Annotated in this window: 11 protein-coding genes; 6 read left to right on the plus strand and 5 right to left on the minus strand. The window is 60.1% G+C overall.

Going from position 1 to position 11,570, the window contains the following annotated elements:
- Nucleotides 1-74 precede the first annotated feature (74 nt).
- Nucleotides 75-1,532, minus strand: coding sequence for an NCS2 family permease (locus tag G6M89_RS11145; protein ID WP_165161849.1), 1,458 nt, complete (start codon nt 1,530-1,532; stop codon nt 75-77).
- Nucleotides 1,533-1,726: 194 nt separating this feature from the next.
- On the opposite strand from G6M89_RS11145, the gene G6M89_RS11150 reads away from it, so the two are divergent.
- The gene (locus tag G6M89_RS11150; protein WP_165161850.1) at nt 1,727-2,389 is read left to right on the plus strand and encodes a TrkA family potassium uptake protein; all 663 of its coding nucleotides are present in this window, start codon (nt 1,727-1,729) and stop codon (nt 2,387-2,389) included.
- 229 nt (nt 2,390-2,618) lie between these two features.
- Here G6M89_RS11150 and G6M89_RS11155 read toward each other — a convergent pair whose 3' ends face one another.
- Nucleotides 2,619-3,692, minus strand: a complete 1,074-nt coding sequence (locus tag G6M89_RS11155; RefSeq protein WP_165161851.1) for a DNA methyltransferase — start codon at nt 3,690-3,692, stop codon at nt 2,619-2,621.
- Nucleotides 3,693-3,839: 147 nt separating this feature from the next.
- Between G6M89_RS11155 and G6M89_RS11160 the strand changes: the two genes are divergently transcribed.
- Nucleotides 3,840-4,847, plus strand: a complete 1,008-nt coding sequence (locus G6M89_RS11160) for a glutathione S-transferase family protein (protein ID WP_165161852.1) — start codon at nt 3,840-3,842, stop codon at nt 4,845-4,847.
- A gap of 40 nt (nt 4,848-4,887) precedes the next feature.
- On the opposite strand, the gene G6M89_RS11165 is transcribed toward G6M89_RS11160, so the two are convergent.
- Nucleotides 4,888-5,145 carry a hypothetical protein gene (locus G6M89_RS11165; protein WP_165161853.1) on the minus strand — a complete coding sequence of 86 codons (258 nt, stop codon included), beginning with the start codon at nt 5,143-5,145 and terminating at the stop codon, nt 4,888-4,890.
- 373 nt (nt 5,146-5,518) lie between these two features.
- On the opposite strand from G6M89_RS11165, the gene G6M89_RS11170 reads away from it, so the two are divergent.
- The 3 genes from G6M89_RS11170 (at nt 5,519) to G6M89_RS11180 (ending at nt 8,100) form a co-directional block, all read left to right on the plus strand.
- Nucleotides 5,519-6,271: a twin-arginine translocation signal domain-containing protein gene (locus G6M89_RS11170; protein ID WP_165161854.1), complete on the plus strand. Its 753-nt coding sequence runs from the start codon at nt 5,519-5,521 to the stop codon at nt 6,269-6,271.
- Between the two features lie 164 nt (nt 6,272-6,435).
- On the plus strand, nt 6,436-7,569 hold the full coding sequence (locus tag G6M89_RS11175) for an AI-2E family transporter (protein ID WP_165161855.1): 1,134 nt from the start codon (nt 6,436-6,438) through the stop codon (nt 7,567-7,569).
- A gap of 75 nt (nt 7,570-7,644) precedes the next feature.
- Nucleotides 7,645-8,100, plus strand: a complete 456-nt coding sequence (locus G6M89_RS11180; RefSeq protein WP_165161856.1) for an SRPBCC domain-containing protein — start codon at nt 7,645-7,647, stop codon at nt 8,098-8,100.
- Nucleotides 8,101-8,205: 105 nt separating this feature from the next.
- Here G6M89_RS11180 and G6M89_RS11185 read toward each other — a convergent pair whose 3' ends face one another.
- A complete protein-coding gene (locus G6M89_RS11185; protein ID WP_165161857.1) occupies nt 8,206-8,862 on the minus strand; it encodes an HAD family hydrolase in 657 nt (218 codons plus the stop codon).
- Between the two features lie 234 nt (nt 8,863-9,096).
- Between G6M89_RS11185 and G6M89_RS11190 the strand changes: the two genes are divergently transcribed.
- Nucleotides 9,097-9,684: a DUF6735 family protein gene (locus G6M89_RS11190; protein ID WP_165162118.1), complete on the plus strand. Its 588-nt coding sequence runs from the start codon at nt 9,097-9,099 to the stop codon at nt 9,682-9,684.
- 2 nt (nt 9,685-9,686) lie between these two features.
- Here the strand turns inward: G6M89_RS11190 and G6M89_RS11195 are convergent, their stop codons facing one another.
- Nucleotides 9,687-11,477, minus strand: a complete 1,791-nt coding sequence (locus G6M89_RS11195; protein WP_165161858.1) for a DNA mismatch repair protein — start codon at nt 11,475-11,477, stop codon at nt 9,687-9,689.
- Nucleotides 11,478-11,570 lie beyond the last annotated feature (93 nt).

An 11,570-nucleotide genomic window follows, 5' to 3' on the forward strand; every position in this document is an offset into this window, starting at 1 on the left:
ATGGCACTAAGGGAGTGTGTGGGAAGAGGTCACCGGTCGGCTATCGGGTTGCCACAAAATAGTGTTCGACAGTCTCAGAACGTGATGGTGCCTGCTTCAATCGCGAAGTACACGGCGAAGTACGCAATGAACGCAACTGCCAGCGTCCATTGCCCAAGCGAGACATCACGAGCGTCGCCGACGGCAGTTTTGATCAGCGGGTAGCTGATGATACCGGCTGCGATTCCGTTCGCGATAGAGGCTGTCAACGGCATAATGGTGATCGTCAGCCCGCTCGAGATGAGCCAGACGGGGTCGTTCCAGTCGATATCAGCAACGCCTTGCAGCATGATGATTCCGACGACAACCAGTGCAAGGTAGGTTGCATACTGCGGAATCGCGGTCATTAGCGGGACCGTGAACAACGCGAGGAGGAAGAATGTACCGACGACGAGTGCGGTAAATCCGGTTCGGCCGCCCTCTTCGACTCCGGTCGAGGATTCGATGTAGGTCGTGACTGTCGACGTCCCGATCATCGCTCCGAACGTTGTCCCGACAGCGTCGGCCATGAGTGGTTTCTCGATTTCGGGCAGGTTCCCGTCTTCATCAAGGAAGCCGCCAAACTGGGAGACTCCAATCAGTGTTCCAGCAGTGTCGAAAAAGTCCACGAAGAAGAATGTAAACACGACCAGAAGGAATACGAGTGGATCTTCAGGAATCATGCTGAGGCCGTCAACGAAGCCCCAAAACAGCGGTGTGAAGTCGTACTGCACCGATGTTAGCATCGAAACGATTCCGTCGTTCGTGACATCATCGTAGGCTCCTTCTGGCGTGAGCACATCGGGTTGGACGATTCCGAGGAGCGTGATTGCCCAGCCCGCAATCGCCGTCGTCACGATACCGATGATGATCGACCCTTTGATGCCTCGAGCATACAGGAAAAAGGTCAATCCGAGTCCAATTACGGAAAGCGCGGCAACCGGACTTTGGATGGCGTTTCCGAGTTCAATAAGCGTCCCAGATGGGAAGCCATCGGGATCAACATACGGGACAACAAGCTCTAACTCCTGTAGGCCGAGAAAGAGCAGGAAAATACCAATACCGGCCCCGACCGCGAACTTCACGGGTTCGGGAAACAGTTCGATAATGTACTTACGCGCACCCACTGCGGTAAGCGCCATGAAAATGATCCCTTCGACGAACACTGCTGCGAGTGCGAGTTCCCACGGGACGCCCAGAACAATCACGACAGTGTACGTGAAGAACGCGTTCAGCCCCATTCCCGGTGCGAGTCCGAACGGGCGTTTGGCATAAAACGCCATTACGGCGGTCGCAACGATTGACGACAGGATCGTGACGATCGCGAGCATCTGGAAGACCTCCGTCTGGTCGTAGCCCTCGATAACGATAGCATCGCTCAGAATCGCCGGATTGACGACAATAATGTACGCCATCGCGAGAAACGTCGTGATTCCTGCGAGTGTTTCAGTGCGGTAGTCTGTATCGTGGTCGCTGAAATTGAAGTAGTCAGCGAGTCTCTCAGCTGCCCCCATGTTGGATGGTCAGGCATAGATACAGCGATTAGTTAAAGGTTCTCGTCTGTGATTGCAGAGAAGTATGCACACATGTGAATATATGTTGGTGGGGCGCCACGATTCGGCAGGTTTTCTGTCACTCTGTCAAACATGTGTTGCCGACTCGTTACTGGGACCAACGTATTTTACCCCGGAGCACGTACCACAGTAGCATGTTCTTTGTCATCGTGGGGTACGGCCGGGTTGGCTCGAGAACGGCACGGATTCTCGACAAGGAGGGCCACGATGTCGTCGTGGTCGACAACGAGATGGATCGCCTCGAGCGAGCGGAGAACCACGGATTTGAGACGGTTCACGGTGACGGCGCGGACGAAGAGACCCTGCTTGAGGCAGGTATCGACGACGCCGACGCGGTTGGGGCATTTACGCCGGATCTGAACGTCAACTTCGCGGCCTGCATGGTCGGAAACCATCACGGTTGTCGAACCGCGCTTCGGATCGACGAGGACTATCGCGAAGATATTTACCGGACGTACGCCGACGAGGTGGACGAGATCATCTACCCCGAGCGACTGGGTGCAGCCGGTGCGAAAACCGCACTTCTCGGTGGGGACTTCAACGTCGTTGCCGACCTTGCGACGAATCTCCAGTTGACGGTCATCGAAATTCCAGATAACTCGCCAGCGATCGGCAAGCGCGTCAGTGAACTCGAGTTACCGTCGTCTGCGCGGCTGTACGCCCACGGTCGTGAGCGCGAGTCGCTGACGATTCCACTGCCGGGGACTGAACTCGAGGTCGGTGATGAGGTCGCACTGATTACAGAGACGGATCGCGTCGATGACTTGCACGCGGCGCTGTTACCTGCCTCTGGATGAGTCGATAGGTGCGCTCGAAACAGAAGTACGGGGGCGCGCTGATGGGGTAGCGTTGGATGGGGTTGAGGGATGGGGGTGATACCGCACAACGCGCGCCATCTGTACCGTGGGAGTACGAGGCTATAAAATTCCGTCAGACAACTGACTGACGGAGGTCAGACTGGCCCCGATAGGGACACCTAACCCGCTCTCGGAAATTCGAGAGTCGCTCACTCGAGGCCTGGTTCCGTTACGCCGAGGGTGCTCTGAACACCAGCACGTTCTGGTGAACCATCGACGGGACGAACGAGAACGGATAGCCATAGACGTGCAAATCCTTGGATGGATCGTACCAGATGAGATTCGCCGCGAGCGACAGCGACGTCCCCTTCTCGAGTGCGCGCGCGAGGTCTGCCGAGAGAAACTCGTAGGACTGCTCGCGGTACATATCGCCGATGAAGACGACGACGTGGCCGCCAGGAACGACCGCATCGGCGAATCGTTCGAACTTCGAAGCCATATCCGCGAGCCACTCGTCTTTTTGCTGCGTCGGCCTGTTGCCCTCTCTGTCTGTGGATTCGCTTGCATCCGTCGACTCGGCGACGTCAGTGTCGTTGGCGTCGAACGCGCCCAGTTTACTCTCTCGGGTTGCACGCTCGTTGCGCGTTTGCTCGAGTTCGTCCATATGCCAGTAGGGGACGTCGGTCAACAGCAACTCCACAGAGTCGTCGGGAATGTCCTCGATCAGGTCCGCACAATCACCATGGCGCATCTCCTGGGCCGCAAGCGGCGACTCGCCGTTTGCTTGGCGCTCGTCGTTTTCCCGGACGAGCACCGTCTCGTAGATGTCGATCCAGCGCTGGTTCTGTTCGAAGCCAATTGCTTCGCGACGCCCGGTTCCCTCGTGTTCGCACAAACTCGCGCCGAGCAGCGTGCCGCCGACGCCAGCGAACGGATCGAGAACGGTGTCACCGGACTTACTAAACCGACCGATGAGTTCCGCACACAGACGCGGCGGTTTTTGCCCGCCGTGTTCGCTCCGCAGGTCGTGCTGGACGGCCGGCGGATACCCCTGTGCGATCACCGATTTCGTCGCGTACTTCCATTCTTTGCCCGTGAGATCATTAACCCGATTTCGCTCATCGTAGATTCCACGTCCCTCAACGTACTGTTGATGCTCGGCAAGCGCGTCGGTGTCGATCACCTCACCATCTTCGACCGGCAGGGACTCGTCCCGTGCGCGTTCGGCATCGAATCCGCCATCGTCATCCGTAAACAGCCGGCTTTGCCGGTGGCGGTCCGGTTCGTCCCCAGTGTCCGTCATGGCTTCGAGTGCTCACGCGGGGCGCATAAACACCTGTGACTCGAGTGAGTCGCGCCTGTGGTGGGCGTCAAATCCGTGCCGGCGTGCTCAAGCCGGTGACACTGGGGTTAGCGGGTGCCTTTCACGCTTGAGTGCGTCTATTGTGGTATGAACATGCTCGTCGACGGCGAGTGGCGAACAGACACGTACGAGACGACCGGCGAGGACGGTTCGTTCGACCGACAAGAGACATCGTTTCGCGACTGGGTTCAGGACGAACCCGACGCCCGATTCCAGCCCGAAGCGGGACGATACCATCTGTACGTCTCCTACGCCTGCCCGTGGGCCCACCGGACGCTCGTAATGCGCGCGCTCAAAGGCCTCGAGGACGCCATCTCGGTGTCCGTCGTCGACCCCTACCGCGGCGAGGACGGCTGGCAGTTCACGCCCGAAAAGGACGGGTGTACGCGCGATCACTGCCACGGCGCCGACTATTTGCGAGAGTTGTACGTGGAAGCCGATTCGGACGTGACCGGGCGCGTGACGGTTCCAGTGCTGTGGGATACCGAAGATGAGACCATCGTCAACAACGAGTCTAAGGAGGTAATGCGGATGCTCGATACCGAGTTCGACGACGTCGCAACACGGGACGTCGACCTCTATCCGGAGGGCCTTCAGGACGATGTCGACCGGGTTATAGAGGCGATTTACGAGCCAATCAACAACGGCGTCTACCGGGCTGGCTTCGCGACGAAACAGGAACCCTACGACGAAGCCGTCACCGACCTGTTCGACGCGCTCGAGCACTGGGACGACGTGCTCGCTGACCAGCGCTATCTCGCAGGCGACCAGCTCACGGAAGCCGATATCGCGATGTTTACGACGCTCATTCGATTCGACAACGTCTATCACACGCACTTCATGTGCAACGTCCAGCAAATTCGCGAGTACGACAACCTCTGGCCGTACCTGCGCGACCTGTACCAGACCGCTGGCGTCGCTGCGACCGTAAATATGGACCACATCAAAGAACACTATTACACGACCCACCCCGACGTGAATCCACACCGGATCATCGCCCGCGGGCCGGACCTCGACCTCGAGGCCCCCCACAACCGGGACGAGCTACCGGGCGGACCGCCGGCTGCACTCGCCAAATCGACAGCAGACGATTGAGTGGCGGTTAGTCACTACAGAACGGAAATACGAAAACGGCTCAGTCGTCGTCTTCGTCCTCAGGCTCGTCAGGCTGGGGTGCCTGCGGTCGGTAGCGATTCGCGTCAGTTCGCCAGGTTTCGAACGTTTCCTCCGTTGGTTCGTCCGCGAAGAACACTCGCCAGACCACGTACGCAGGAATCAAAATCGGCAGCGCGGGAAGCATGATGATGAGTAATACGACGCCCATCACGTACCCGAACGCCGACATCTGAAGATTCGGGACGTAGCCCGTCGACTGAGATACCTTGATCGCCATACCGACATGTAGACGGGTTCCGATATTCGGTCTTTCGATACGAAGACTCGAGCGCGTCGACGAACGCGTCGTGGCCGGCGATCTCGAGGGGCTCGGTCTCTCCATCCGAGGTTTCACTGTGCGAGAAGCGCGTAAGCGACGCATCGGTGTCGCTCTCGGAGAGTGCCTCGATGGCTTCTCGGCCGACGGTACCCGACGAGCCAGCGATTGCGATGTTCGTCATAGCGAGTCGACACCGGACACGGTAAAGTAGGTTAGGTCAGCGTTGTCCGGCCAGATCCACATTCATTGCGGGCTGGCTGTGGCCATCCGGCGCATTGAATTATAGTTCAATAGACGAATACTTTTTGACACCTCCCGTCGAAACGAGAGTATGGACCGACGTTCGTTTCTCGGATCAGCAGCCATCGGAGCGGCTGGGGTGCTCGCTGGTTGTCTCTCCGCGGGCGTGACCGTTACGTCCGCTGAGACGTCGTATCCCTCTGCGGCTGGCGCCGTCTACGAGTTACGAAGCGAACTGACGGACGAGCCGCAAGAACCGTCGATTCCGTTCGACTCGTTGTCCCGCGAACAGCGACTCGAGGTTGCGAACGCGATCCACCGAGGCGAGTACATGATCACCGAATCGCCGGCAATTTCTGAGGGAGACGTCTCAAATGTCGACTATCGCGACCGGACGTTCACCGTCAGCTACAGTGTCGGTGATGGGATGGGACACGGCCAAAACCCCGACACACTCGATTTTGTCACGTTTGATGCAACCGCCACCGGCACCGAACTCGAGTGCTCATTGACCAACAGTCATTCTGCTCCGCTTGAGGTGTCTCACACCGGCCGACCATACTTCGGGGTTAGTGTTGCAGTCGGAGAGACGGTCACACTACTGGGCCACGACCGATACGTCGAAAACAACACCATCGAGATCGATCCCATCACCAGACAGCCACCACAACCAACTCGAGAGCGAACGACGACGATTGAGCCCGGCGAGTCGCTGACGGAAGCGTACGTCATCGGCGACTCGGTTCCGACTGACGCCGTTGTGTACGTGTCGACTCTCATCAGAAACGACGCGTTGAGTATACACGAGTTCCCGACCGGTCGATTCTCACTCGAGACGGACTGATATTGCCGGACAAAACGCGTCTGAACCGATGCGGTCAGTCGCGGCTGTGATACGCATTGCTCTCGAGTCGACTGCAAAGCCACGGATTCTAGGATCGTTCTCGAGTTATATACACTGTCGTATCTCATACAAACGTTCATCTACTATGAATGTGATTTGTGGACATGAATCGCGGTAAGGGGTTTTTGTTCCTGTTGCTGGCGATTGTCGCCCTCCTCGTCGTTGGCATTGTTCGCCCGTTTCTGGAATATGTGCTCCTTGGGCTGATCCTCGCGTACGTGCTCTTTCCGATTCACGGTCGGCTGGTTGCGATCCTCAACAACCGCTTCCCCACTGCTCGATTTTCCGAACCGCTGTCGGCTCTGGGACTGATACTGGCCAGTCTCGTCGCGATTATCCTTCCGTTGTTGTACGTGTTCGTCGCGTTCCTCGGCGACTTACAGGTGATTTACCGGGGCGAATCGAACATCGAAACTGCGCTAATCGAGTCGAAAATCTCCGAGTACGCGGGCGCTGAGATCAACCTCGAGGAAGGGATTACGCTCGTTACCGAGTGGATTTTCGCCGTGTTCTTCGGCGACGTGTCCGGGCTGTTTGCGTCGATGCTTCACGTCTCGCTTGGGATTGCACTCTTGTTGTTCCTGGTTTTTTACCTGCTCATCGACGGGCCCGCGCTGGTCGCGTGGCTAACCGAAGCGAGTCCGCTCTCGCCGTCGGTCAGCCAGACACTCATTGATCAGATCGACCGGACGACGTGGGGTGCGGTCGTCGGCCACGCCTTTGCGGCCGTCGTCCAGGCGCTCGTCGCCGGCGTCGGCTTCTATCTGGTGGGCATCTCGAATGTGGTGTTCTGGACGATTGTGATGGTTATTCTGGCGTTCTTGCCACTGATTGGTGTGTTCATCGTCTGGGCACCGGCCGCAGTCTACCTCTATCTCATCGACGAACCGACTGCCGCCATGTTTCTGGCCGCCTACGGCCTCATCGTCGTGAGCTTCATTGACTACTACGTCCGCCCAATCGTCATTGACAAGCGAGCCCGAATCAACCCCGCAGCGATTCTCGTGGGTGTTTTCGGCGGCGTCTACACGCTCGGGTTTGTCGGCCTGTTCGTCGGGCCGATCCTGATCGGCGTCCTCGTCGCGATCATCGAAACCTACCGGACCGAATACCACAACGGACAGCACCAGCAGTCGACGGCCGGGGCTGTTGCTACTCCGGATCCATCACACAGCGACTCGAGTGAGTCGACGGCCTCTTTCGATGCAACCGACGAACAGTCTCGCCCACTGCGATAACGCCCTCGATACTGTGACCCGGGCCCGTCAGTTGCTACCCACACTGGTATCGCCTCCGGTGTGTAACTACTACCCATGGAACAGATCGAGTTGTTCGAAGAAATAGACGCGCCGCCGGCAGTCGTCTGGGATGTCCTTCTCGAGTTCGACAGCTATCCGGAGTGGAATCCGTTCGTCCGCGCAATCGAGGGCGTTCCTGCCACGGGCGAACAACTCGAGGTTCGGATCGAGCCGCCGGACTCTCGCGGGATGACGTTCAAACCCACCGTCGTCGCCGTCGACGAAGAGCGCCGCCTCGCCTGGGCTGGCCGACTGGCTGTCCCGTTCGTCTTCGATGGCTATCACGAGTTCCACCTCGAGCCAATCGACGGCGACGGGGCGAGCGAACGGACGCAGCTCTTACACCGCGAAACGTTCCGTGGCGCGCTCGTGCCACTGCTGTTCGACCGTGACCGCCTCGAGCGTGGCTTTGAGGCCATGAACACCGCGGTAAAAACACGCGCTGAAGCCCGCGTTGCTGCGACGGCCTGAGACGGTTTGCGCCCCGATGTGGTAATCTGACTGCGCGACACAGCGAAGGTCCAAAACTGTCCGAAGTGGATCGGCTGAGTGTCAGCAATTCGCTATCTGAGGCCCTCAAACGAGGTCAAGGAGACCCTCGAGCGAGTGAATTTCGTGTGCTGGCGTCGTCGGCAACTCGTACTCGTGGCGGTGCTCACGACGGATAAACGCCGCGTCAATTCCGGCCTTCTCGGCCGCAGTGACGTCGACGCGGCTATCGCCGACGTACAGTGGATTCGAGACGCCCAGCTCGTCGATTGCCGACTCGAGATAGTACGCGTTGGGTTTCTTGCGCTTGATTCCCTGTACCGTCGGCTCTCGCCCGTACCAGACCTCGAATCCGTCCAGTGCGAGGTGCTCGAGAATATTCTTGATCGTCTCGTGCTGGTTATTGCTCACAATCGCCTGCGGCACGCCGAGTTGCTCAAGGGCGGCGACGTCATCGTAGAGATGCTTTCTCCCGGCCGTGATCTCAGCACGTTGGGCCGCAATCGCCGCCTGTTCGCGAGCGCGCCAGAGCGTTTCGGCCTCGACTGCGTGGGTCTCAGCAACCTGTCGCAGCGAGGCAACGCTCGGGCTGATGAGCGTCTCGAGGTGCTCGTCAGTCGGTTCGGTGTCGCTTACGGTCTCGAGTGCTGTCCGCATCGCCTCGACCAGCACGTCGTACTCCGTCGGCGTCGTCAGGACGCCGTCGTTATCGAAGATAACCGCATCGTACGTGTTCGCTCCCATTCACCGTCCTGTAGGGACTGGGGGCGTTTTGGCGTTGCGCTCGAGTTCCCCACTGTGATGCTATCTTTGAAATAGGGTAAGGAAGCGAACATCGGTGATGGGTTCCACAACATTGCGTTCCCACGCGCACAGCGGCGTTCGCGCGCCAGGAACATCACCTGACCCAACTCCCCTCGCAGCGTCTCCGTTGTCTCTCACCCTCACCAGCCACACCCGATCGGAGGCGAGTCAATGATGGGACATCGCGCACTCGTTGCCTACGAGCGCCCCGGCCACCTGTATGACCTGCGGTACAGCCACTGGGGCGGCCAGGATTGCTCGCTCCGCGACGCGATCACTGCCGACACGCCACTCGCAGACGGTGGCGTTGCTGACTCGGTGCTCGCAGATTCGATCACTCGCGACCGCATTCTCGCTGATCACCTCGACCCCTGTGTCCACGAGATGCTATACATCGTCTCACCCACAGACGACTACTCAGTCACCGCGTCGGTCGTCTGCTGGCTCGAGTGGGGCGACGGCCGCGACGCTGGCCGTGGCGCGCTCATCTCGCTCGAGTCCGACGACAATGTCAGCCGGATTCGAACGTGGTTTCGCGCCACCAAAACGGTTCTCGGGGACTGTATCGAGATGGGTGCGCTCTCGAGGCGAGCCGCCCGCACCTATCTCGAGGCTCGCGTCTGTGAGGACTACGACGGAACGATCTACACGCACGGACGCTCACTCGACGAGCCAGATGCGTACGAGCCACGACGGGACCGATTGCTGGCAGACGACGCCTGGGATGCAGACGACGGACTCGGTGGCGTTGGCCCTCGCTGACGCTACTCCGCCTGGCTGTCGCTCCAGCGCGCATCCGCGAGCGTCCGCTGGACGACATCGTTGCCGACGGCCTCACCAAGCGTCTCGAACCCGGCGCGTTCGCTGCGGTCGTCGGCGTTTGCAACTAGTCGCGAGACAATAAACTCCGGTGTCGACCGCCCAACGGTATCGAAGCGTGGCTGGTAGTCCACGAGCAACTCGAGGTCGGGATTCAACCCTTCGGCGAAGATGCCATCGACGCGGGCTTCCGGCGGCAGCGGCTCTAAGTCGTCCGCAAGGTGAGTGACGAACACACCCAGGGCGTCGCGCTCGACGGTCAGACGGACGAGTCCGTGCAACAGATCCGCCGCGCTCCCGGGTTCGGTGATCGCCTCGAACTCGTCGACCAGCATCAGCGTGCGCCCGCCCGAGGACAGCGGCGGGACAATCGAGCGCAGGGTCGACTCGAGGACGCCGGCATTGAAACTTGCGTGGCGACGATGAAACACCAGCGAGTCGACGGGCGTTACTTCCGCCCGGTCGGCAGGGACGGGGAGACCCATCATCGCCAGCAGGACGACCTGACACAGCGTCTCGAGCAGTGTCGTCTTCCCGCCGCTGTTCGCACCAGTGAGGACGGTGACCCGCTCGTCGTCGGGGAGTGTTTCGACGCCTGCCCCAGCTGGGCCAGTAAGCGCGTGCTCGCCAAGCGCGTAGGTCACGGGCTGGACTCCCTCCTCGTCGGTCGCTGCGATGGAGAGATTGCGGGCGTTGCGGACGGAGACGGCGGCGTCGGTTCCGTCACGGAACGTCGGGCGCGTACAGTCGTAGGCAAGTGCAAAGCGGGCCAGCGAGAGATGCAACGCGATGTCGTCGACCGCGGCAACGGCCCGCGAGACGGCGTCGTCGGCCTCGGCGAGCGTCGCTTCGAACTCGCTTGCAACCGTCTCCTCGCGCTCGTCGATTGCCGCCGTGAGATCGCTTCGCAGCGTTCGCAGCGTCGTACCGACGAAATCCGTCGCATCCGTTGCATCGGTCGGCATGGCCGCGCGGATTCGGTCGATGGTCACGTTCGTCTCCGTCCGGAGGTGGTCCTCGAACGCCTCCTGAAACTGGTCGACGTTCCGAACGCCGTCCGAGCGCAACTCCTCGATCAGATCCAGTGCGTTCGCATCCATATCCTCGACCGCACCCAGCGCATCCCGGAGCCGATCCAGTTCGTCGTCCGCACCACGGGCAACCCGACCGCGCTTGCCCTCGAGTGCTGCCAATGCGTCTGCAGCCTCTTCGAGCGTCTCGCGCTCGAGGTCGGCAATCGCCGCGAACGGGCCGGAGTCGACGCCCGCCTCGAGCAGTGCGAGGGCCGCCTCGACGGCCGCATGTTCGCTCTCGTCGCGTTCATCGTAGTGTGCATACGCCGTGAGAACAGTCTCGTGGTCATCCTCCGAGAGATCGGCCCAGGCGTCCCGCGCGGCGAGGACGTCCTCGAGGCGGTCGGTCATCGCCTCGCGGCTGGTCAGCGGCGTCAGCACGCGAATGCGGTCAGCCGCACGCTGTGTTACGGCGTATTCTGCGGCCAGATCCAGGACGTCCTTGTACGCCGAGCGCGAATCACTCGTTGCCAACACGTCGATGCCGTCACCGCCCGTTGCCCGCCGTAAGATTCGGGTGGCACGACCACGAGCCAGCCCAGCATCAGCGAGCGCACGCACGTCACCGCTCTCGATTGCCCGTGCCGCGCGCTCCTGTCCTAACTCCTCGAGCAACGTCTCCCGGGTCTTCGGGCCGACGCCCCAGTACTCCTCGAGTCGCATAGTCTACTCGAGGTGTTCGAGGGAATCGTCTTGATACTGCCGACTAGTGGACTATGCAATCGGCAGTTCACCGACTTGCAGTCGTTCTTTGAC

It is taken from the genome of Natronolimnobius sp. AArcel1 (assembly GCF_011043775.1).
In the GTDB taxonomy this organism is placed as follows: domain Archaea; phylum Halobacteriota; class Halobacteria; order Halobacteriales; family Natrialbaceae; genus Natronolimnobius.